Source organism: Rhodovarius crocodyli, from assembly GCF_004005855.1.
GTDB lineage: Bacteria > Pseudomonadota > Alphaproteobacteria > Acetobacterales > Acetobacteraceae > Rhodovarius > Rhodovarius crocodyli.
In genome coordinates, this window is sequence record NZ_SACL01000009.1 from 176,951 (window position 1) to 198,298 (window position 21,348).

The following is a 21,348-nucleotide window of genomic DNA, read 5'->3' on the forward strand; positions in this document are numbered from 1 at the left end:
TTGAACAGTGCGCACGCCGGTTTGGCAAGCCCTCAGAGCGCGGAGATTTCCGCCTCCAGCAATGCCAGGTCCTGCGGGCGCGACAGGCGGTGGTCGCCGTGCTTGATCAGCGTGAGGCGCACGTCCTCTCCGGTGATGTGCTCGGCCAGGCGCACGGCATGGCGCCAGGGCACGTCCAGATCGGCCATGCCCTGCAAGATGCGCACCGGGAAGGGCGCCTCCAGCGCCTCCTTCATCACCAGGTTCTTGCGGCCGTCCTCGATCAACTGGCGGGTGATGGCATAGGCATCGCCGTATTCGCTGGGGCGGTACCACACGCCTTCCCGCGCGATGGTGGTGCGGATCTCGGGCGGGAACTGGGCCCACATCAGGTCCTCGGTGAAATCAGGCGCGGGGGCGATGCCCACCAGCGCGTGGATGCGCTCCGGCCGTGCCTTGGCCAGCAGGCAGGCGATCCAGCCGCCCATGGAGGAACCGACCAGGATCTGCGGCCCCTCGGTCAGCGTATCCAGCACCATCAGCGCATCGCCGGCCCAGCGGGAGATGCAGCCTTCCTCGAACTTGCCGCCGGATTCACCGTGGCCCGCGTAGTCGAAGCGGCAGAAGGCGCGCCCGGTGCGGATGGCGAAGGCGGCCAGGGCCTCGGCCTTGGTGCCTGCCATGTCGGATTTGAACCCGCCCAGGAACAGGATTCCCGGCCCTTTGCCGGCGACGCGGCGATAGGCGATGGGCGTGCCGTCTGCGGCGATGGTGCTGGCGATTTCTTCCATGGCCGCATTCTAGGCCGGGTTGGGCGGGTGGTCACGCGACGCGATGATGTCGGTCGGGGATGCCCAGGGGCAACCGGCGCCGGTCTCGGCGGTTGGAACAGGTGCCGGCGGTTCCATGCCTGCCGGCGCTGACAGGCGGGGCGGTGGACTGGCAGGGCCCACCGCCCCGTTGTCTCATTCGGCGGTGATGCCGATCTCCCGGATCAGCCGGCCGAAGCGCCCGGCTTCCTCATTCAGCTCAGCGCGGGTTTCCTCGGCGGTGCCGCCCGCGGCCTTGCCGCCCGCATCCTGGATGCGCGCCTGCAGGGCCGGGTCGGCCAGCGCCGTGGTGAAGGCCGCGTTCAGCCGCGCCAGGATGGCGGCAGGCGTGCCGGCGGGCGCCACGACACGCAGCCGCGGCGAGGGGAAGTCGAAGCCCTGCACCCCGGCCTCACCCATGGTCGGCACATCGGGCAGCTGCGGCACGCGGGCGGTGCCCGTCACGCCCAGCGCCACCACCTCTCCGGCGCGGATCTGCGCGAGCGCGCTCGCCACCGTGTCGAAATAGAAATCCACCCGGCCGGCCACGATGTCGGTCAGCGCGGCGGCACCCGAACGATAGGGCACATGCACCATCTGCGTGCCGCTGGCGCGGTGGAACACCTCGGCTGCCAGATGGCCCGAGGAACCCGCACCCGGCGAGGCGAAGGAAAGCCCGCCCTGGCGTACGCGTGCGGCCGCCAGCAGGCCGCGCGCATCCGTCACGTTCAGGCTGCGCGGCACCACCAGCACCAGCGGCAGCTCCGCCGGGGAGGTGACGGGGGCCAGGTCGCGCTCCGCGTTGAAGGGGGGCGGGTTGTATAGGCTCTGCGCCGTCGCGCAGATCGGCGGGCAGACGGCCAGGGTGTAGCCGTCGGGGCGCGACTGCACGAGGGCGACGATCCCCACCGTGGCGCCGCCGCCGGGGCGGTTCTCCACCACCATCTGTTGGCCCAGCGCCGCACCGGCCCGCTCGGCAACGATCCGCGCGATCAGGTCGGTGCCGCCGCCAGGCCCGAAGGGGACGATCAGCCTGATGGGCCGATCGGGGAAGTTCTGTGCGGCTGCCGGCAGGGCGGCGGCACAAGCCAGGGCAAGCCCGCCGAGCAGCGAGCGAAAACGATGTGCGGTCACGCGATAACTCCTGTTGAGTGCAGGCTTTCCCTGTGGACGGGTGGCGGCGGTTCCCCGCCCGGCTTTGCCCCTACCCGGTGCGGCGGCCGTTCAGGCCGCCACGAAACGAACCAGCACATTGCCGGCCGAGGCGATGTCGGGCACCGCGAGCCCGCCCGGCGTCGCGATGGTGGCCACGGCGGCGACCTTCGACAGGTCGGGCACGGCGAAATCGATGTTCACGGCGGCAGGGCCCACCACATTCGGGCGCGGGGCATCGCCGAATTCGGGTGCCCAGTCGGTCAGCACGCGGAACACGCCCTGGCCGGTCTGCACGGCATGGCCGCCGGGCACCGCCACGGCGGGGCCGAACATCGCCGTCAGGCGGTTCAGCGCCGCCTCGGGCTGGGGCGCCCAATAGGTGACGGCTGCGATATGCGTGGCACCATTGGCGTGCTGCATCCATTCCGGCACCCACAGCAATTCGGGCTTGTGCTGCTGCGCCACGAAGTGAGAGACGCGCGGCAGGGCCGGGTCCACCAGCATGCCGAGCGACACCACCGCCTCATCCCAGTCGCGGCCCGGCGGCTTCACCTTGCGGCGGAAGCCCAGGTGGCCCTGATAGGGCAGGCCGTGCGCGGCCATCGCCTCGCCGTCCTCGGCGGCACCCTGGCCCGGGTGCAGGGCGATGAGGGCGATGCCCTCACGCTCGGCCAGCGCGTCGCGCATGTGGCGGCCGAACTTGAAGCCGCCGACATCCATCGCGTCGATCAGGCTCTCGTCATAGATGCCCATGAGCTCCAGCGCGGAGCGTTCCAGCACCGCCAGGCTGGTGCTGGTGCCCCAGGGGTGCTTGCCCACCGGCGTCAGCGTGAAGCCGAGCGAGGCATAGAAGGCGCGCCCCGCCTCGATGTCGCGCAGCAGCACGAGCGGGTGGTCGATGCCGGGAAGCTTCATGCGGTGAATCCGTATGGGTGGCGATAGCGGGAGGTGGCGCGGGCCGGGTTGCCCGCGACGGTGGTGAAGGGCGGGACGGAGGCCAGCACGACGCTGCCCGAGGCAACCACCGCGCCCAGCCCGACCTCGATATTGCCCAGCAGCGTGGCACCCGCGCCGATCACGGCTCCGCGCCTGATCTTGGGGTGGCGGTCCGCGCCCCCCTGCATCAGCGTCGAGCCGAGCGTCACGCCGTGCCAGATGCTGCAATCATCCTCGATCACCGCGGTCTCGCCCACCACGACGCCGATGCCGTGGTCGAGGAAGATGCGCGAACCGATGCGCGCGGCGGGGTGGATATCCGCCCCCAGCGCGGCGGATGCCGTCTTCCAGGCCATGGCCAGGTCATGCCGGCCCATCAGCCACAGCCGATGCGCCACGCGATGCGCGGCCAGCATGTGAAAACCCCGCCCGCCGATCCAGGTGCCCGCGAGGCCACCGGGTTCGAAATTGCGGGTGGTGATCGCGTCGAGATCCGCGAGTGCCGCCGCCGTGTCCTCCGGCGTCAGGGCTTCCCGCGCGAGCCTTTCGGCCGCGCAGGCTTCCATGAACACCGGGCGGATCAGCCGCGCGAGCAGGGCCGCGATCCCGGCCGCCGGGGTGGCGGCGCCGGCGGTGGCCGCAAGTGCCGGGGCCAGCAGCGGTTCGGCGATGCCGCCCGCCGCCTCGCCCAGCCGGTGCCAGATCTCAGCCGACATAGCCGAAGGCCACGGCCGGGGCGGCGGCGGTTTCCACCCACACGCTCTTGGTCTGGGTATAGGCGGCCAGGGCCTCGCGCCCCGAGGAACGGCCGAAGCCCGAACGCCCGAACCCGCCGAAGGGCGAGGCGACGTTGATGGTCTTGTAGCTGTTCACCCAGAAGGTGCCGGCGCGCACCGCACCCGCCACGCGGTGGGCGCGGGCGACATCCTGCGTCCAGACCGCGCCCGCCAGGCCGAAGGGCGTGGAATTGGCGATCGCAACCGCCTCTTCCTCGGTGTCGAAGGGCAGCACGGCCAGCACCGGGCCGAACACTTCCTCCCGCGCGATGGCCGCGTCGGGGGCCACGCTGTCCAGGATGGTGGGCGCGAAGAAGAAGCCGCCGGTGGACTGGAATTCCACCGGGCAGCCGCCGCCCGCGGCCAGCGACGCGCCGGCGGCCGTGGCTTCCTTCACCATCGCCCCGATCTTGTCGAACTGGCGGCGGTTGTTGATGGGCCCGATCTGGGTCGCGGGGTCGGTCGGCAGGCCGAAGGGGATGCGATTGGTGGCGTTGGCCAGCCGGGCGACGAATTCGGCATGCGCCGAACGCTGCACCAGCAGGCGCGAACCCGCCACGCAGCTCTGCCCCGCGCCGCCGAAGATGGCGGCCTGCGCGCCGGCCACGGCCCGCGACAGGTCGGCATCGGCAAAGACGATATTGGCCGATTTGCCGCCGAGTTCGAGGAGGCTGGGCACGATGTTGCGCGCGGCGGCGGCGGCGATCTGCGCGCCAGCCTCGGCCGAGCCCACGAACACCACCAGCCGGGTGTCAGGGTGAGAGACGGCGGCAGCACCCGTCGTCGGCCCGCCGCCTGCGAGGATGGAGATGAGGCCGCGGGGAATGCCCTCCGCCTTGTCGCAGATGGCCCCGAGCGCGAGGGAGGTGAGCGGCGTCAGCTCCGACGGCTTCAGCACCACCGCATTGCCCGCGCAGATGGCGGGCGCGATCTGCCAGCCGGCGGTGAAGATCGGGGCGTTCCAGGGCGTGATCTGCACCACCGTACCGAAGGGCTCGGGGCGGGTGTAGTTCAGGTGGGTGGTGGGGACGGGGATCACCTCCCCATGCAGCTTGTCGGCCCAGCCCGCGTAATATTCGAACATCTCGGCGACCTTGCCGACCTCACCCATCGTGTCGCGGATGGGCTTGCCGGCGGACAGGGTCTCGAGCTCGGCCAGTTCCTTCACATGGGCGCGGACCAGACGGGCCACCTCCCACATCGCGCGGCCGCGCGCGGCGGCGGACATCGCCATCCAGGCGCGCTGGGCGGGGCGGGCGGCCTCCATCGCGGCCTGCACCACGGGCGCGCCGGCATCGGCGAAGGACAGGAAGACCTGGCCGTTGGCCGGGTTCACCAGATCGAGCTGGGCGCCGGTGCCGGGCAGGATCTCACCCGCCACATAGCTGCCGACCTTGCCGCCGGGCAGCAGGGAGGAAAGGAGTTCGGCGATACGGTCGGTCATCTTACTTGCTCCGGTAATCAGCCATCAGGGTGAAGTCGGCGGTGTCGGGGATGCGGCCCTGGCGGGCTTCTTCCCAGATCTCGCCCGCGCGGCTGCACAGCGGCGTGGGGGAGCCGGTCTCGGCCGCCAGTTCCAGCGCCAGGCGCAAGTCCTTGCGCATCAGGCCTGCGGAAAAGCCGCTGTCGAAGGTGGCGGGGATGACCCAGCGCGGCACCATCGCCTCGCTGATCGCGCTGCGGCCGGTGGCGGCGTTCACCACCTTCAGCGCTTCCTCGGCCGACAGCCCGGCGGATTCGGAAAGCTTCAGCGCCTCACCGGTCGTGACCAGATGGGCCGCGACCAGCATGTTGTTCACCAGCTTGGCGATGTTGCCCGCACCCGACGCACCCACATGCACGGCCTTGGCCGAGAGTGCCGCGATGACGCCCTGGGCGAGTTCCATATCGGCCGCCTCGCCGCCGATCATCATGGTCAGGCTGCCGGTCTCAGCACCCGAGGGGCCGCCCGAGACGGGCGCATCCAGCAGCCCGTGCCCGGTTTCGGCCAGGCGGGTGGCCAGGCGGCGGGTGGTGCCGGGGTCGGAGGTCGAGGTGTCGATCACGACCACCTTGCGGTCGGAACGCGAGAGCAGCCCGCCCGGGGCGGTCACCACCGCCTCCACATCCTTGGCGAAGGGCAGGGAGAACACCAGCGCGTCGGCACCGTTCAGCACCTCGGCCAGCGGCAGGAAGCGCACGCCCTCGGCCTCGACCTGCGCGCGGCGCGCGTCGGAGATGTCATACCCGATCACGCTGAACCCGGCGCGGACCAGGCTTTTCGCCATGCCGAGCCCCATATTGCCCAGGCCAACGACGCCGACTGTGGAAATGCTCATCTGATACCTCCGATGCGCGGGAGGATCAGATGACAGGATTGTTGCCACAAGCAGAGCTTTGCGAACGGAGTGTTCGCAATCAGGCAACGCTGCTTCAGCCGGCGAAGACAGGCATCTCCCGCCGCAGCCAGTGCAGCAGCTGGGCGACGGCCACCGGCAGGCGCCGCCCCGCGCGGACCAGCAGATGGGCGCTGGCCTCGGCCAGCAGCGGGTCGCGCAGGGGCAGGGCGACGAGGCCGCTGCCGGCCAGATCCGCCGCGAAGCCCGGCATGAAGGTCACCCCCAGCCCCGCCATGGCGAAGCGCCGCTGCAACTCGAATGAGGCCGTCTCCATCCGCTGCGTCAGGCGGAAGCCGCCATCGGCCTCGACGCGGCCCAGCAGCTGCCGCACCCCGTGGTCGGGCGGGGTCAGCGCGGCGGGCACCTGGGCGAAGTCGCGCAGATGCGGCGCGCCGAGGCTCGCCAGCGGATGGTCCGGGCGCAGGATGGCGGCCACCGGCTGGCGGGAAATCGCCACCGCCTCCAGCGCCGCATGGGCGGGCGGGTTGTAGGCCAGGCCGATATCGGCATCGCCATCGGCCACCGCCGCCAGGATGCCCGCCGTCGTGCCCATCGCCACGCTGGTGCCGATACCCGGATGCGCGCGGGAGAAGCCGGCAATCCCCTGGTCGATCAGCACGGGCAGGAAACCCGCGCCGACCGAAAGCCGCACCACCCCTTCCTGCCCGCCGCGCAGCCGGGCCAGGCGGTCCTCCAGCAGCTGGGCCTCCTCCTCCTGCCGTTGCGCGTGCTCGGCCAGGATGCGCCCGGCCTCGGTGGGGGACACGCCGCGGGGCAGGCGCTCCAGCAGGGCCTCGCCCAGCTCGGCTTCCAGCTCGGCGACCTGCCGGCTGATCGCGGAGGCCGCGACATGCAGCGCCTCCGCCGCGCCGCGGATGGAACCGGCACGCACCACGGCCAGGAAATAGCGCAGGGCGCGGTCGGTCACGGGGCCTCCGGTTCGGAAAGCATTAACTGCTGCGGCGGACAGTCGGCTGGAAGCAGCAGCGCCCCCGCGCCGGAGAAGTCATGCCCAGCACTCTCAGTTCCGCCAATTCCTATACGTCGACCAGCGGCAACACCAGCGTGCCCGTGATGTCGAGTTCGCTGACGAGCGGCTTCATCCCCTCTTCCTCCTCCTCGCAGGAATTGCTGTCGCGGCAGAAGAAACTGGGGGGCAAGCTGGCGCCGCTGGTAGCGGGCTTGCCGCTCTACACGAGGAGCATGTCCAGGCCCGGCGACGTCTTCTTCCATGCGAACGGCGGCGCCATCGGCCATACCAACATCGTCTCCTCCGATGTCAGCATGAAGGTGGATTCGGTGGATGGTGTCGGTGTCCGCAAGATGCCCATGGCGCGGGACAACAACAGCGCCATCGTCTTCCGGTTCTACAATGCGGATTTGGCGTTGAGGGCCGCCCTGGTCGTGGAGGAATGGGCCAACAACTACGACAACGGCACTTATGCCAGGAACGGCGTCGGCTATTCCGGCGGCCCGACGGCGGGTATCGGCATCACCGGCCGCGTGATCGGGGCGCTGCTCGGCTCGTCCAAATTCGGCACCGGGGCGCGGGCACGGCTGCTGAAATACCGCAACCGCACCGGCATGATGCCCAAGCACGTCATCTGCTCGGAGATGTGCACCCTGGCCTTCCAGCTCTGCATGGCCGAGACCGAGGAGGGTTTCATCAAGCTGGACGCCAAGCACACGCTGCCGTCCAACCTGTGCAACTACTTCCTCAAGCACACGGCCCATTGGTCCCTGGTGGGCTGGCGATAGGCAGGGCGCCTATCGGCCGTGAAAGACCGGCGCGCGTTTCTCGCGGAACGCGGCCAACCCTTCCTGCAGGTCCGCGCTTTTCTGGCTGGCCTTGGCGCGGGTGGCGCAGGCATCCGCGTCGAACTCCCCGCGCGCGATCTCATTGAGCGCGATCTTCATGCCCTGCACCGCCAGCGGCGCCATGGCGGCCAGCCGCGTGGCCAGCGCATCCACCGCCTCGTCCAGCTTCTCGGGGGCGACGATCTCGGTGATGTAGCCGATGCGGAACAGCTCGGCCGCATCCAGCTTCTCGGCGGTCAGGAACAGGCGCTTGGCGGCGTTCAGCCCCAGCCGCGAGACGTAGCGCACCATGCCCGAGGGGTAGTAGTGCACGCCGAGCCGGGCGGCCGGCATGAACATCTCCATGGTATCGATGCCGATGCGGAAGTCGCAGCACAGCGCGAGGTCGGTGGAGCCGCCATACACCCCGCCGTTCAGCCGGCAGATCACCGGCACGCGGCAATTCTCCAGCTTGCTGCCCACATCCTCGAAGGACAGCTGCGGCCCGCCCTTGGCGACCGCCGCATCCGGGCTGCTGGCCAGATCCCCCAGGTGATAGCCGGCCGAGAAGGCGCGCCCGGTGCCGGTGAAGACCAGCACGCGGATGGCGGGGTCGGCATTGACCTCGTCGATGGCGGCCGCGATCGCGGCCAGGTCGGGCGGCTCGATCCGGTTCAGGTGGCGCGGGCGGTTCAGCCGCAGGGTGGCGACGGCGCCCTCGCGCGTCAGGATGGGGGTGCTGGCTTCTTCGGTCATGCTGGGTTCCGTTTCCGGCTTTTAACATGAACGGGGCCGCAGGGACCGACAAGCGGCCAGGTCCTCCGCTTGGCGCGGCGCCGCTTCGGCTGCAGTTTGATGACATGATCATCCGGATGTCTGAACTAAGCGACCTGCCCGCCATCACCGCCATCTACGGCCATTGGGTGGCCCATGGCCTGGCGAGCTTCGAACTGGAGCCGCCCGACGGCGAGGAGATGGCCCGCAGGCGGGATGCCGTGCTGGCCGGCGGCTACCCTTATCTGGTGGCCGAGGATGAGGGGCGGCTGCTCGGCTATGCCTATGCCGGGCCCTATCGCACCCGCCCCGGCTATCGCTTCACGGTCGAGAACAGCATCTATGTCTCGCCCGATGCGCATCGCGGCGGGGTCGCGCGCGCGCTGCTGGCGCGGCTGATCGAGGAATGCACCGCCCGCGGCTTCCGCCTGATGGTCGCGGTGATCGGCGACAGCGGGAATGCCGCCTCCATCGGCCTGCACCGTTCCCAGGGCTTCAGCATGGTCGGCACCATCCCCGCCATCGGCTGGAAGCATGGCCGCTGGGTGGACAGCGTGCTGATGAGCCTGCCGCTGGGCGAGGGCGCCGAAAGCCCGCCGGCATGAGCACGCCCGACCGGGACAACCGCAACGCCGCCATCACCCTGGCGCTGACCCTGCCCACCGACACGGTGCTGTATCTGCTGCTGCCGCTGCATGCCGCCGAGTTCGGCGTGACCCTGGCCGAGGCCGGGCTGCTGCTGGCCGCCAACCGCCTGGTGCGGATCGTGGGCTATGGCTGGGTGGCGCGGCTGTATGCGGGGCGGGGAACGCGCGCGGCCTGCCTGATGGCGGTGGCGGCGTCCGTCGCTTCCTCGCTGGGCTATGCGCTGGCGCCGGGGGTGGTGATGCTGCTGGCCGCGCGGCTGGCCTGGGGGCTGGCCTTCGCCGCGCTGAACATCGCCACGCAGGACATGGCGACCCGCTTGCCCCAAGGTGCGGCCCGGCGCAGCGGCACGTCGCGCGCCATCGTGGCGGCGGGGCCGATGCTGTGCCTGGTGGCCGGTGCGCTGGCCACGCGATGGGTACCGGCACCCATGGTGTTCCTGGGCCTGGCGGCGCTGGCCGCCTGCGCGCTGCCCTTCGCGGCCGGCCTGCCGGCGGGGCAGGGCACGGATGCGCTGGGCAAGGGCGGTCCGCGCTTCTCGCTGCCCGGGCGGATGGATGTGTGGGGGCTGATCCAGGGCATCACGCTGGAGGGGCTCTATGTGTTCGCGCTGGCCATCCTGGCCGCCGCCGCCTGGCCCGAGGCCGGGGCGCTGGCCGCCGGCGCCGCGCTGGCCAGCCGCTATCTGGCCGAGATCCTGCTGGGCCGCCCGGCAGGCGCCCTGGCCGAGCGTTTCGGCGCGCTGCGCGTGCTGATCGTGGTGTCGCTCGGTTCGGCGGCGGCGCTGGCGGCGATCGGACTTGGGGCGCTGTGGCTGGGTGTGGCGGTGGTGGTGGTGCTGCGCGGCATCCTGCAGCCGCTGCCGCCGCCGGTGATCGCGGCCGCCAATCCCGGGCCGGCGCGGGTGCCGGCCCTTGCGCGGCAGGCGACGTGGCGGGACATCGGCGCGGGGCTGGGCCCCTTGCTGGCCGGCATGCTGCTGCCGGTGGTCCCGGTGCCGGCGCTGTTCCTGGGGGCGGCGGGCGTGCTGGCGCTGGCCTCGCTGGGGCTGGCCCGGCCTAGCCGCCCATAGCCTCGCGCACCGTTTCCCGCTCGGCCTCGCTCATGTGCAGGCCGAGCTTGGTGCGACGCCACAGGATGTCCTGGGCGGTGAAGGCCCATTCATGGTCGCGCATCCAGTCGATCTCGCGCTGCGTCAGTCCGGCGCCGAAGTGCCGGCCCATATCGGCCAGGCTGCCGGCATCACCGATGACGGCGGGCAGTTCCGCGCCATGGGTGCGCACCAGCCTCTCCATGCCCGGCATCCAGGGATAGCGGCGGGTCATCCCGGCCAGGAAGGCATCCCGGCCCAGCCCGCCCAGATCGCCCCCGGGCAGCATCGCGCCCGCCGTCCAGGGCGTGCCCACATGGCCCAGCGCGCGGCCGATCATGGTCGTCGCGTCCTGCGCCAGATGGCGGAAGGTGGTGATCTTGCCGCCATAGACCGACAGCAGCGGCGGGCCTTCCTCATCCAGCTTCAGCACATAGTCGCGCGTGACGGCGGAAGGATCATCCGCGCCGTCGTCGAACAGCGGCCGCACACCCGAGTAGCGCCAGACGATGTCGGCCATCGACAGCTGGCGGCGGAACTGCCGGTTCACGGCCTCGATCAGATAGGCCGCTTCCTCCTCGGTGCAGCGGGCGGCGGCGGGGTCGCCCTCATGCGGGATGTCGGTGGTGCCGATCAGGGAGAACTCGCCCTCATACGGGATCACGAACACCACGCGCCGGTCGTCGTTCTGCAGGATATAGGCCTGGGCGCCCTCATGCAGCCTGGGCACCACGATGTGGCTGCCGCGCACCAGCCGCACCCGGCCGGGCGGCTTCGCGTGGGCGGCGCCGAGTGCCTGCTGCACCCAGGGGCCCGCCGCGTTGACGATGCCGCGCGCAGTGACGCTGAACTCGCCCGACGGGCCGCGCAGCGTGGCCTGCCAATGATCCGCACGGCGATCGGCCGAAAGAAACTCCGTGCGCGGATGCACGGTCGCGCCCCGCGCCGCGGCGTCGCGCGCATTCAGCAGCACCAGCCGCGAATCCTCCACCCACCCGTCGGAATAGGCGAAGGCGTTGGTGATCGCGGGTTTCAGCGGCGCCCCGAAAGGGTGGCTCGCGGTACGGAAGCCCTCCGCCCCGGGCAGCGAGACCCGGCGCGCCAGGTGGTCGTACAGGAACAGGCCGAGCCGGATCATCCAGCGCGGCCGCATCTCCGGCCGGTGCGGCAGCACGAAGCGCATGGGCCAGATGATGTGGGGTGCCAGCCGCAGCAGCACCTCGCGCTCGGCCAATGCCTCCCGCACCAGGCGGAACTCGTAGTGTTCGAGGTAGCGCAGCCCGCCATGGATCAGCTTCGAGGAGGCGGAGGAGGTGGCCTGGGCGAAGTCGCCCCGTTCCACCAGCATCACCTTGTGGCCGCGGCCCGCAGCGTCGCGCGCGATGCCGGCACCGTTCACGCCGCCGCCGATCACCAGAAGGTCGAAGGGGGTCTCCATCACGCCAGGATAGGGCTTGCGCTCAGGCCGGCAAAGCCTCGCGCTGCTCCTGCCTCGCGCGCCAGTCGCGGCGGCGGATCGACAGCCCGGCCTCGCCGCATTCCAGCATGGTCCAACCCATCTGCCCGCTGCCGCGCTCCGACAGGGCGGAGGGGGTGATGACCTGCCACGGCCGCCCTTCATCGGTCAGCAGCGCCGCGCGATGCAGGTGGCCCGAGAGGATCAGCTCCACCCCCTCGCGACGCAGCAGATCGAGGGCGAGGGCCGCATTGCGCACCGGCTGGCGCTGCGTGGCCCAGCCCGGGTGGCGCAACGGATGATGCGTCAGCACGACGCAGCGCGGATTGGCGCGCGCCTCCAGCGCCTCCTCCAGCGCGCGCAGCCGCCGGGAGGAAACGCTGCCCGCCGACCAGTCCAGGTGCCATTGCGCGCGGCTGACGGTGTCGAGGCCGATCACCGACAGGCCGGGCAGATCCAGGCTGGTCACGACACGATCGGGCAGCGCGGCCTGCCAATCGGCCTTCGGCTTGAAGAAGCGGTCCACCAGGTCCCAATGCGGAATGTCGTGGTTGCCGGGCACGGCCAGCACCGGGATATGCGGGGCCACGCTTTCGAGCAGGCGCCACGCCGCGATGAACTCCACGCCCCTGGCGGCGCGCGTTAGGTCGCCGCCGACCAGCAGCGCGTCCGGCGCCTCGGCGATCAGGTCGGAGGCGAACTCCTCCACCAGGGCGGGCGGTGCCTCGCCCAGGTGCAGGTCTGTCACATGTGCCAGGCGGATCATGGTGGCGGCACGGGGTCCAATATGGTCAGCGCATCCGGGCGCAGCCGGAATCGCAGCGGGATGGGCGCCAGCATCATCTCACCATCCAGGCTGAAGCGCAGTGAGCGCGTGCGGCCCATGGCGACCAGCCTCTCGGCGGTGGCGGAGGCCGCTTCGGGGTCGTCGGACAGCCGCCCGCGGAACCAGCGCCAGGACTGGCGGATCCGGGACACGGCGTGGCGCGGGCGCGCGACCTCGACCGTGAGCGCGGGCTGGCCGTCGGGCTCGGGCATGGTGACGACGGCGACGGAGCCCGCCAGCCTCTCGCCGTCCGGCAGGACGATGGTCAGCCTGTCCCGGCCGAGGAACAGCAGCTTGCGCAGCATGGCGCGCAGCAACGGCAGCCAGCCTGCGGCCCCCGCCCCGCGCTGCATCTCACGGAAGCGCAGCAGGCGTACCGGCTTGCCCAGCAGCGACTGGAACAGGAAGGGGTGTTCATTCATGAAGCCCACCGCCAGGCCGCGCGTCCTGCCGGGGCGATAGCGCGCGGCGGCGGCCACCGGGTCCTGCGGCAGGCCGAGGCGCGCGCAGACGCGGTTCATGGTGCCGCCCGGCAGCAGCGCGAGGGTGACGCCCTCGGCGATCGCGCGCTCGGCCATGGCGCGCAGCGTGCCGTCGCCGCCGAAGGCGAACACCACATCCGGCGAGGCCTCGGTCGCCAGCCGCCATTGCTCATCGAGCGAGGCTTCGGGCGGGGGACGTACAACGAGCGAAAACCCGGCCCGCTCCAGCGCTTCCTCCAGGCGCGGGAGCAGTCCGGGGTCACGCTGCAGCGTGCCCGCCGACCCATTGGCGACGACCGCGCAGCGCGCGCCCGCAAGCAGGGCGGGGCCCGGAAGCCCCGCCCTTTCCTGGAGCATGGCGCTCATGCGATCAGCCGCGACGCAGGCTGTCGTAGTGGAACTCGGGGCGCGCGCGCAGCGCGTCCTGGGTGGCGCCCGGCAGCGTCAGGCGGTTGTTGTCACCGCTCCAGCGCAGCTCGGACAGCGGCACGGCCACCTGGCGGCCGCCCATGCCCAGGAAGCCGCCGATCTGCACCACGGCCATCGGGCCCGGGGCGTTCAGCACCACTTCCTCGATCTCGCCGATGTTCTCGGCGCGGTCGTTGTACAGGCGAGAGCCGATCAGCTTGCTGGCGCGGGACTGTTCGGGGGGCAGGTGCACACCGGCGGCGGCGGTGGTCGCGGCCGTCGTGGCGGTGGCGACGCCCTGCGAGACGCCCTGGGCGGCGCGGCTGGCCGCACGGTCCACGGCGGTGCCAGCCGGGTTGTTGCCGGTGCCGTCGCGGTGGGTGGGCTGGCCGGTCAGGCGGTCAACGGCGCGGCCCACGGCGGTGCCGGGCGGGTTGCCGGGCGCGCCGTCGGGGATGCTGGGCTGGCCGGTCGCGCGGTCGATCACGCGACTGGCCGCGGTGCCCGGCGGGTTGCCCGGCGTGCCGTCGGCCTGGCCGAAGGCGACCGCGGGAATGGCGATCAGGCCGGCAGCCAGGGTCATGGCCGCGATCTGCTTGAAGTTCTTGGTCTGCTCGGACATGAGGTCCTCCTGTGTGGCGGTTCCATCGCGGCGTGCGCGAGGTCTGACAGGAAAACGCCCTGGCCCCGGGCGGGTTGCGGAAGGTTGCGAAGAGTTTCTGCTAAAGAATTGAATTCGCAACAAAAAAGCCGCCGGATGGCTCCGGCGGCTGTTCAGATCCCTCTGCGCGCCGTTCAGCGCTTGAAGATCGTGCGGGCGATGTTCTCGGCGAAGGCGAAGCCGGTTGCCAGCCCCGGGCTGCTGAAGCCGAACAGGGGCGAGGCATGGAATTCGGCCATGCTTCTCTCCCGCAGGACGAGCGCGGCCTGGGCCACGGGGTCGGGACGTGCGCGCGCCGCGAACAGCACGATGCCCATGATCACCAGATCGATCCCCGCCAGGGCGAGGGCTGCGATCAGGGAACCATAGGCTTCGGAAATCGCTATCCAGCCCGCGACATGCAGCATGGCCACAGCCGCGAAGCCGAAGGCGCCGGCCACCGCGTAGAAGGCACCCCGCCGAGCGGCCTGGGAGGCCTGGCGGCGCAGGCGGAGGCTTTCAGCCTCCGCCGCGGCACCCAGAAGACGCAGTGACCGCACGGTCAGCGCTTGAACAGCGTGCCGGCGACGAAGCCGGCCAGCGCCGCGAGGCCGATGGCCAGGAACGGCTGTTCCTTGACCGCGCCCTCGAAGCGGTCGGACTGGGCGCGGACGGTGTCGCGCGCCACGGCGGCGGCACTGCCCATCTCAGCGGCGACCGCGGAGACGGCGGGCGTCACGCGCTCGCTCATCAGGAATTCGACCTTCTCGCGCAGCTTCGCGATTTCGTCGGACGCATCGGCGGCAATGGCATGCACCACCGCTTCGGTACGGGGAGCGGACATTCTCGTTCTCCTTGCGTTACTATCAGACCACGTGGCTGCGCAGCAGCCAAGCGGCCTTCTGATGAGCGTCGATGCGCGCCACCAGCATGTCATGGGTGGCCAGGTCGCCCGCCTCGTCGGCGGCTTCGGCGATGGTCTTCGCCTTGTCCGCGAGGCCGCTGTTGTCCTCGGCCAGCAGCTTGGCGGCTGCCTCGGTCGAGAGGCTGGCGGGGGCGTCCTTCAGGCTCGCCAGCTCCAGCATCTCGGCCAGACCGCGCGGGGCGGGGGCATCGAGCGCCCGAAGGCGCTCGGCCAGCTCGTCCACGGCGTGGAACAGCTCCTCGTACTGCGCCTCGGTCAGCTTGTGCAGGCCGATGAAGTTCGGCCCCTTCGCGTTCCAATGGCAGGCCTGGGTCTTGGCGAGAAGGGCGTAGGTGTCAGCCACGAAGCCCTTCAGTTCGGTGGTCACGCCGCTGTTCTTGGCCATGGTCGTGACCCCTTAGCGCCAGATGGGACGGCCGAGGTTCACGTCGCGCGGGGAGGTCAGGCCACCCGCGGCGGCACCGGCCACGCCACCGATCGCGGCGCCGGCCAGCGGCGCACCCGTCGCCGCGCCGATGATGGCGCCGCCGGCGGCACCCAGACCACCACCCGACAGCATACGGTCGCCGGGGGTGTGGCCGCAGGCGGCCAGAGAGCCGGCAATGGCCAGGACGGGGATGATCTTCAGGACATTTCGCATCGTGTGTCTCCAGCAAAGGGTTGGTGCTGAAACAACGCGATGTTCGGGCGCGGGTTGCGCGATTTTGATTAGAAGATGCGTACCAATACCCAGCTGGCCAACATCAGGCCCAGTATCGACAGGCCCATGGAGACGCCGGGCCACATCGGGCGCGGCCCGGCCTGCAGAACCAGGGCATTGGCGGCCAGCGAGCCCACGATGCCCGCTGCCGGCTGCCACCAGGAAAACTTCACGAAACCCCAGGCCAGCAGGCCCAGCCACACCGCGAAGGCGCTGCGCCCCAGCACCTTGAAGGCGCGGTCCGCCGGTGGCCATTCGGGCCTGAGCCCGGGGGTGGAGCAGCGGTTCTCGATGAAGGCGGCGATGGAGAGCATCACCAGGGCTGCGAAATAGGCTTGCATGCCGCCCCCTGTGCCCGCCGAAAGCAGGGTTTGCAAGGGCTGCCGTAACCCGCATCATGCCGCCAAGCATTCCGGGAGAAGCCTGTGTTCAAGACCGGCAAGGACTACATCGCCACGCGAGAGCTGGAGGTCGCGGTCAATGCCGCCGTGGCCCTGTCCCGCCCGCTGCTGGTCAAGGGCGAGCCCGGCACCGGCAAGACCGTGCTGGCGCAGGAGATCGCGCGCAGCCTGGATGCGCCGCTGATCGAATGGCACATCAAATCCACCACCAAGGCGCAGCAGGGGCTGTACGAATACGACGCGGTCTCCCGCCTGCGCGACGGCCAGCTGGGCGAGGAGCGGGTGCACGACATCCGCAACTACATCCGCCGCGGCAAGCTGTGGGAGGCCTTCACCCATGAGAAGCGCGCGGTGCTGCTGATCGACGAGATCGACAAGGCCGATATCGAGTTTCCGAACGACCTGCTGCTCGAACTCGACCGCATGGAGTTCCATGTCTACGAAACCGGCGAGACCATCCGCGCCACCCAGCGGCCGATCGTCATCATCACCAGCAACAACGAGAAGGAGCTGCCGGACGCCTTCCTGCGCCGCTGCTTCTTCCACTTCATCCGCTTCCCGGAGCGCGAGACGATGGAGCAGATCGTCCAGGCGCATTACCCCGACATCCGCAAGGACCTGGCGCGGGAGGCGCTGAACGTCTTCTTCCAGATCCGCGAGGTGGGCGAGCTGAAGAAGAAGCCCGCGACCAGCGAGTTGCTGGACTGGCTGAAGCTGCTGATGATCGAGGACATGCCGGCCGAGGCGCTGCGCACGCAGGACGCCAAGGTGGCGATCCCGCCGCTGTACGGCGCGCTGTTGAAGAATGAGCAGGACGTGCATCTGTTCGAGCGGCTGGCGTTTCTGAACCGGGCGCGGCGCTGAGCCCATGTTCGCCCCCTTCATCCTCCAGCTCCGCAAGGCCGGCCTGCCGGTCAGCCTGACCGAATGGCTGGCGCTGATGGGCGCGATGAAGGCCGGCGTGGCGGGCTACAGCATCGAGGATTTCTATTTCCTTGCCCGTGCCACGCTGGTGAAGGACGAGCGCCACCTGGACCGCTTCGACCGCGTGTTCGGTGAGGTGTTCAAGGGCATCGAGGGCTCGCCCGACGGGCTGGACCCGATGGCATTGCCCGAGGAATGGCTGAAGAAGCTGATCGAGAAAAACCTGACCGAGGAGGAGAAGGCCCTGGTCGAGGCGCTCGGCGGCTTCGAGAAGCTGATGGAGACGCTGAAGCAGCGGCTGGAGGAACAGAAGGGCCGCCACCAGGGCGGCAACAAATGGATCGGCACCGGCGGCACCTCGCCCTTCGGCGCCCATGGCTACAACCCCGAGGGCGTGCGCATCGGGCAGGAGGAATCCCGCCACCGACGCGCCACCAAGGTGTGGGACAAGCGCGAGTTCAAGGACCTGGCCGACGACGTGGCGCTCGGCACCCGCAACATGAAGCTGGCGCTGCGCCGCCTGCGCCGCTTCGCGCGGCAGGGAGAGGCGACGGAGCTCGACCTCGGCGGCACCATCAAGGGCACGGCGGCCAAGGGCGGGATGCTGGACCTGCACATGCTGCCGGAGCGCCGCAATGCGGTGAAGGTGCTGCTGCTGCTGGATATCGGCGGCAGCATGGACGACTACATCCGCCAGTCCGAGGAGCTGTTCACCGCCGCCAGCAGCGAGTTCAAGCACCTGCGCCACTACTACTTCCACAACTGCCTGTATGAGCGGGTCTGGACCCAGAACCGCCGGCGCCAGCAGAACATGGTGGGCACCGACGAGCTGCTGCGCCGCTATGGCCCCGACTGGAAGCTGATCTTCGTGGGGGACGCCTCCATGAGCCCCTATGAGATCACGGCGCCCGGCGGCAGCGTCGAGCACTGGAACGAGGAATCGGGCATCGTCTGGATGCGGCGGCTGACATCGCATTTCCGCCGCGTGGCCTGGCTGAACCCGCTGCGCCAGGATCACTGGCGCTACACGCAGTCCATCGGGCTGATGTCGGAGCTGGTGGAGGGGAAGATGTACCCCCTCACGCTTCAGGGCATCGACGGGATGGCCCGCGAGCTTCTCAAGTAGGCGGGACTTCCAGCGTCGCCTCCTGAGAGGCCTCCCAGGCGCGGGCGAGGCGGCGATAGGCCCGCACGGACAGCGCCAGCATCACGGCGTACAGGATGATGCACAGGGTGATGGCGGCCCAGGGCTCGGTCAGCAGCAGGGTGGCCAGCGCCAGCACCGCCAGCATCAGCGGCAGCACCAGCTGGGACGCCACCTTGATGCGCTTGCCGCTCCAGGCGGGCAGGGTGCTGATGGCCAGACCGCCCGCCGAAACCAGGAAGATGGCGACGAAGATGGGGTGGCGCAGCGCCTCCGCCAGCCTGTCCCAGCCCCAGTTCTGCGCCGTCAGCGCGGCGAACAGCGGAAACAGCACCAGGCCGGCCGCGGCCGGTGCCGGCACGCCCGTGAAGAAGTTCAGCGCGAACAGCGGCTTGGCCGGCTTGGGCGGGGCCGCCGGGTCATCGAACAGCGCCGCGTTGAAGCGCGCCAGGCGCAGCGCCACGCAGACCGCGTAGATGACGCAGGGCAGGTAGAACAGGTGGCCTACCTCCTGCATCGACCACAGATACAGGATCAGCGCCGGGGCCACGCCGAAGCACAGGAAATCCGACAGGCTGTCGAATTCGGCGCCGAAGGGCGAGGTGCCCTTCAGCAGCCGCGCGATGCGCCCATCCAGCCCGTCGATCACGGCGGCAGCCACGATCATGGCGGCGGCCGGGCCGAACTGGCCCTCGAAGGCGAAGCGGATGCCGACCAGCCCGGCGCATAGGCCGAGCATGGTCAGGATGTTGGGGATCAGCCGGTTCAGCGAGGGGCCGCGATAGCGCGGCCGGCGCAGCACGCGCCGCTGCAACGCCCTCTGGGCCCGCTCTCGCGCCGTCATGCCGCCACCGGGGCCGAAATCGCCGGGGCGAGGCTCGCCAGCACGGTCTCGCCGCCGATCATGGTCTGGCCGACACTCACGATCGGCACCACGCCGGGCGGCAGATACACGTCGGTGCGGCTGCCGAAGCGGATGATGCCGAAGCGCTCACCGGCTTCCAGCACGTCGCCGGCCTTGGCGTCGCACAGGATGCGGCGGGCGACCAGGCCCGCGATCTGCACGCAGGCCACCATGCGGCCGTCGGGCAGGCGGATGGCCAGCGCGTTGCGCTCATTGTCGTCCGATGCCTTGTCCAGGTTGGCCGACATGAACTTGCCGTGGTGATAGGCGACGCGGGTAACGGTGCCGGCCACAGGGCTGCGGTTCACATGCACGTCCAGCACCGACAGGAAGATCGCCACGCGCCAGACCGGCTCGCTGCCCATGTCGAGCTCGGCCGGCGGGGCGGCCTGGATGACCGAGACGATGTGCCCGTCGGCCGGCGCGATGACGAGATCGGGTCTCGGCGGCGGATAGCGCTCCGGGTCACGGAAGAAGTAGAGACAGAACAAGGTGAATGCCAGGCCGGGCCAGAACAGCCACTTGGACACGACCAGACCCACCAGCGCCACGACGGCGCCAGCGGCGATGAAGGGTGTGCCGGCCCGGTGCGGGCGGGCGAGCACCATGCGAAGACTTTCTGCGAGCGCCATGGGCGCGGTTTATCCTCTCTTCATCTGGCCGGGGCAAGCTTGCCCGTATGTTGATGACCATCGGACCCTTCAACGTCGCGCCGGACGGGACGTTGTCCCGCCGCACGCCGGATCTTCAGCCCATCGTGCGCTATGCCTGGCGCGGGCGCCCCTGTGCCGCTTCCGTCACGCAGGATGCGTTGACGCTGAGCGGCTATGCCGGGCGCATTCCTTCCACCGCCGAGCGCGGGGCCGACAGGGCCGCCGCGCTGGAGGCGCTGGAGGAACTGCGCCAGGACCTGCCGGAAGGGACGGAACTGCACCTGCTGCCCGATCACCGGATGGTGCTGCGCCACGCGGCGCCGCCGGTCGGCGGGGCCATCTCGCTGGTCAGCGCCATGGTGCGCTTCGCCATGGCGATGGATCCCTACCTCGACCGGCTGGTCGCGGCCGGGGCGGTGCCCGCCGCCGGCGCGTCCGGCAGGGCGAAGACCTGACCGGGGTAGATCAGGCGCGGATCGCGGATCTGGTCCCGATTCGCCTGATAAATGGTCGTGTAGCGAATGCCGCGGCCATACACCCCGCGTGAGATGCGCCACAGGTTGTTGCCCGGCTGCACCACATAGCGGGCCTGTTCGGGCGAGGGGTCGGCGGTCGGCACCTCGCGCTGGAACGGCACCTCGGCGCGCGCCACCACATGGCCGGCGGGGTCGAGCTGGTCCACCCGCAGCCGATGCAGGCCCGGGGCGGGCTGGTTCTGCGGGCTCATCGCCCAGCGGCCGGTCGCATCGGGCTGGGCACCGCCGACATGGCCGTTATCGACATAGACGCGCAGCTCCGCGCCCGCGGGGCCGGCCCCGGCAAAGCGGATGGCGCCCGCGCTGTCATAATCCACCACATCGATGGTCAGGCGCGTGGCAACGGCGGTGGCCGCCGCCGGGCGCGGCGTGCCCTGGTTGGCGGTGCCCGGCAGCAGCAGCGCCACGGGCGGCTGGGGCTGCGGCGCGGGCTGCGCTTCGGCCGCAGGGGCAGGGGCGGGGGCAGGGGCGGGTGCCGGGGCGACGGCCGCCGGTGCGGGCGCTGGCGCGGCCTGCGGTGCGGCGGGTGCTGCTGCTTCCGGGCGCGGGGTGGGCTGCGCCGCCGCCATGGCCGGGGCCGGTTCCGGCACCACCAGCAATACGCTGTCCTCGCCGGGCACGGGCTCTCCGCCGCCGAGGCGCGAGACGAGTGTGAATTCGCGCGCGCCGGGCGTCAGCGTGCCTTCGGGCAGGATCACCCATTCACCACGGGAATCGGCGCGTGCCTGGCCGATGGGGCGCCCGTTCTCCAGCAGCGAGACGTCGGCGCCCGGCGCCGCGCGCCCGGCCGTCACCAGGCTGCCGCGCGGCGACAGGCGCGCGATGTCGAAGCGCGGGCGGATGGGGGCAGGGGCAGTGGCAGCCGGTGCGGCAGCCGGGTTCGGGGCGGGCTGGGCCGGCGGGGCGGCAGGCTCCTGCCTGGCGGGCGCCTAGGCACGATGTCTGCCTACCCACCCATGTTGCCAAGCAAGAAACGCAGCTCCGGCGCCGACCGCCAGCAACCAGATCCA

Annotated in this window: 26 protein-coding genes; 6 read left to right on the plus strand and 20 right to left on the minus strand. The window is 70.7% G+C overall.

All coding sequences use genetic code 11. The annotated features are described in order from the left end of the window. Positions 1-32 precede the first annotated feature (32 nt). The 7 genes from EOD42_RS21200 to EOD42_RS21230 all read right to left on the minus strand — a co-directional run bounded on the left by EOD42_RS21200 (position 33) and on the right by EOD42_RS21230 (position 6,961). Positions 33-770 (minus strand): alpha/beta hydrolase, encoded by a 738-nt coding sequence (locus EOD42_RS21200; protein ID WP_127789579.1) that lies wholly within the window; start codon positions 768-770, stop codon positions 33-35. 174 nt (positions 771-944) lie between these two features. Next, positions 945-1,922 carry a Bug family tripartite tricarboxylate transporter substrate binding protein gene (locus tag EOD42_RS21205; protein ID WP_127789580.1) on the minus strand — a complete coding sequence of 326 codons (978 nt, stop codon included), beginning with the start codon at positions 1,920-1,922 and terminating at the stop codon, positions 945-947. Between the two features lie 90 nt (positions 1,923-2,012). Next, positions 2,013-2,858: a VOC family protein gene (locus tag EOD42_RS21210; protein WP_127789581.1), complete on the minus strand. Its 846-nt coding sequence runs from the start codon at positions 2,856-2,858 to the stop codon at positions 2,013-2,015. Further along, complete coding sequence (locus EOD42_RS21215; RefSeq protein ID WP_127789582.1) at positions 2,855-3,595, minus strand: serine O-acetyltransferase; 741 nt, start codon at positions 3,593-3,595, stop codon at positions 2,855-2,857. The genes EOD42_RS21210 and EOD42_RS21215 overlap by 4 nt, the downstream gene beginning before the upstream one ends. After that, positions 3,585-5,099, minus strand: coding sequence for an aldehyde dehydrogenase family protein (locus EOD42_RS21220; protein ID WP_127789583.1), 1,515 nt, complete (start codon positions 5,097-5,099; stop codon positions 3,585-3,587). The genes EOD42_RS21215 and EOD42_RS21220 overlap by 11 nt, the downstream gene beginning before the upstream one ends. Before the next feature lies 1 nt (position 5,100). Continuing rightward, positions 5,101-6,021, minus strand: a complete 921-nt coding sequence (locus EOD42_RS21225; protein WP_276318163.1) for an NAD(P)-dependent oxidoreductase — start codon at positions 6,019-6,021, stop codon at positions 5,101-5,103. A gap of 46 nt (positions 6,022-6,067) precedes the next feature. Continuing rightward, positions 6,068-6,961, minus strand: a complete 894-nt coding sequence (locus EOD42_RS21230; RefSeq protein ID WP_127789585.1) for a LysR family transcriptional regulator — start codon at positions 6,959-6,961, stop codon at positions 6,068-6,070. 80 nt (positions 6,962-7,041) lie between these two features. Between EOD42_RS21230 and EOD42_RS21235 the strand changes: the two genes are divergently transcribed. Beyond that, entirely contained in the window at positions 7,042-7,791 is a 750-nt protein-coding gene (locus EOD42_RS21235; protein ID WP_127789586.1) for a hypothetical protein, read from the plus strand. A gap of 9 nt (positions 7,792-7,800) precedes the next feature. Here the strand turns inward: EOD42_RS21235 and EOD42_RS21240 are convergent, their stop codons facing one another. Further along, positions 7,801-8,586, minus strand: coding sequence for an enoyl-CoA hydratase/isomerase family protein (locus EOD42_RS21240; protein WP_127789587.1), 786 nt, complete (start codon positions 8,584-8,586; stop codon positions 7,801-7,803). Between the two features lie 116 nt (positions 8,587-8,702). On the opposite strand from EOD42_RS21240, the gene EOD42_RS21245 reads away from it, so the two are divergent. Both EOD42_RS21245 and EOD42_RS21250 read left to right on the plus strand, forming a co-directional pair. After that, a complete protein-coding gene (locus tag EOD42_RS21245) occupies positions 8,703-9,209 on the plus strand; it encodes a GNAT family N-acetyltransferase (RefSeq protein WP_240655240.1) in 507 nt (168 codons plus the stop codon). After that, positions 9,206-10,321 (plus strand): MFS transporter, encoded by a 1,116-nt coding sequence (locus EOD42_RS21250; protein ID WP_127789589.1) that lies wholly within the window; start codon positions 9,206-9,208, stop codon positions 10,319-10,321. The genes EOD42_RS21245 and EOD42_RS21250 overlap by 4 nt, the downstream gene beginning before the upstream one ends. Here EOD42_RS21250 and glpD read toward each other — a convergent pair. From glpD to EOD42_RS21295, 9 genes are all read right to left on the minus strand, one after another. Next, positions 10,308-11,777, minus strand: a complete 1,470-nt coding sequence (gene glpD / locus EOD42_RS21255) for a glycerol-3-phosphate dehydrogenase (RefSeq protein ID WP_127789619.1) — start codon at positions 11,775-11,777, stop codon at positions 10,308-10,310. The two genes, EOD42_RS21250 and glpD, sit on opposite strands and share 14 nt — an antisense overlap. 22 nt (positions 11,778-11,799) lie before the next feature. Next, positions 11,800-12,561, minus strand: coding sequence for a metallophosphoesterase family protein (locus EOD42_RS21260; protein ID WP_127789590.1), 762 nt, complete (start codon positions 12,559-12,561; stop codon positions 11,800-11,802). Beyond that, on the minus strand, positions 12,558-13,469 hold the full coding sequence (locus EOD42_RS21265) for a diacylglycerol/lipid kinase family protein (protein ID WP_127789591.1): 912 nt from the start codon (positions 13,467-13,469) through the stop codon (positions 12,558-12,560). Before EOD42_RS21265 ends, EOD42_RS21260 begins: the two co-directional genes overlap by 4 nt. A gap of 4 nt (positions 13,470-13,473) precedes the next feature. Further along, a complete protein-coding gene (locus EOD42_RS21270; protein WP_127789592.1) occupies positions 13,474-14,133 on the minus strand; it encodes a PRC-barrel domain-containing protein in 660 nt (219 codons plus the stop codon). 173 nt (positions 14,134-14,306) lie between these two features. Beyond that, a complete protein-coding gene (locus tag EOD42_RS21275; RefSeq protein ID WP_164868059.1) occupies positions 14,307-14,711 on the minus strand; it encodes a phage holin family protein in 405 nt (134 codons plus the stop codon). A gap of 2 nt (positions 14,712-14,713) precedes the next feature. Beyond that, complete coding sequence (locus EOD42_RS21280) at positions 14,714-14,995, minus strand: hypothetical protein (RefSeq protein ID WP_127789594.1); 282 nt, start codon at positions 14,993-14,995, stop codon at positions 14,714-14,716. A gap of 22 nt (positions 14,996-15,017) precedes the next feature. Further along, positions 15,018-15,461, minus strand: a complete 444-nt coding sequence (locus tag EOD42_RS21285) for a Dps family protein (protein ID WP_127789595.1) — start codon at positions 15,459-15,461, stop codon at positions 15,018-15,020. Positions 15,462-15,473: 12 nt separating this feature from the next. Continuing rightward, the gene (locus EOD42_RS21290) at positions 15,474-15,716 is read right to left on the minus strand and encodes a hypothetical protein (protein WP_127789596.1); all 243 of its coding nucleotides are present in this window, start codon (positions 15,714-15,716) and stop codon (positions 15,474-15,476) included. 68 nt (positions 15,717-15,784) lie between these two features. After that, a complete protein-coding gene (locus EOD42_RS21295; RefSeq protein WP_127789597.1) occupies positions 15,785-16,117 on the minus strand; it encodes a hypothetical protein in 333 nt (110 codons plus the stop codon). Between the two features lie 84 nt (positions 16,118-16,201). Here EOD42_RS21295 and EOD42_RS21300 point away from each other — a divergent pair, with 84 nt between their 5' ends. Then, positions 16,202-17,041 carry an AAA family ATPase gene (locus EOD42_RS21300; protein ID WP_127789598.1) on the plus strand — a complete coding sequence of 280 codons (840 nt, stop codon included), beginning with the start codon at positions 16,202-16,204 and terminating at the stop codon, positions 17,039-17,041. 4 nt (positions 17,042-17,045) lie between these two features. After that, positions 17,046-18,227: a vWA domain-containing protein gene (locus EOD42_RS21305; RefSeq protein WP_127789599.1), complete on the plus strand. Its 1,182-nt coding sequence runs from the start codon at positions 17,046-17,048 to the stop codon at positions 18,225-18,227. Here EOD42_RS21305 and EOD42_RS21310 read toward each other — a convergent pair. Beyond that, the gene (locus EOD42_RS21310; RefSeq protein WP_127789600.1) at positions 18,220-19,089 is read right to left on the minus strand and encodes a CDP-alcohol phosphatidyltransferase family protein; all 870 of its coding nucleotides are present in this window, start codon (positions 19,087-19,089) and stop codon (positions 18,220-18,222) included. The genes EOD42_RS21305 and EOD42_RS21310 overlap by 8 nt on opposite strands. Then, positions 19,086-19,781, minus strand: coding sequence for a phosphatidylserine decarboxylase (locus EOD42_RS21315; protein ID WP_127789601.1), 696 nt, complete (start codon positions 19,779-19,781; stop codon positions 19,086-19,088). The genes EOD42_RS21310 and EOD42_RS21315 overlap by 4 nt, the downstream gene beginning before the upstream one ends. A gap of 53 nt (positions 19,782-19,834) precedes the next feature. Here EOD42_RS21315 and EOD42_RS21320 point away from each other — a divergent pair, with 53 nt between their 5' ends. Further along, entirely contained in the window at positions 19,835-20,257 is a 423-nt protein-coding gene (locus EOD42_RS21320; RefSeq protein ID WP_127789602.1) for a hypothetical protein, read from the plus strand. Here the strand turns inward: EOD42_RS21320 and EOD42_RS26045 are convergent. Next, the gene (locus EOD42_RS26045; protein WP_164868060.1) at positions 20,188-21,132 is read right to left on the minus strand and encodes a LysM peptidoglycan-binding domain-containing protein; all 945 of its coding nucleotides are present in this window, start codon (positions 21,130-21,132) and stop codon (positions 20,188-20,190) included. The two genes, EOD42_RS21320 and EOD42_RS26045, sit on opposite strands and share 70 nt — an antisense overlap. Between the last annotated feature and the right edge of the window lie 216 nt (positions 21,133-21,348).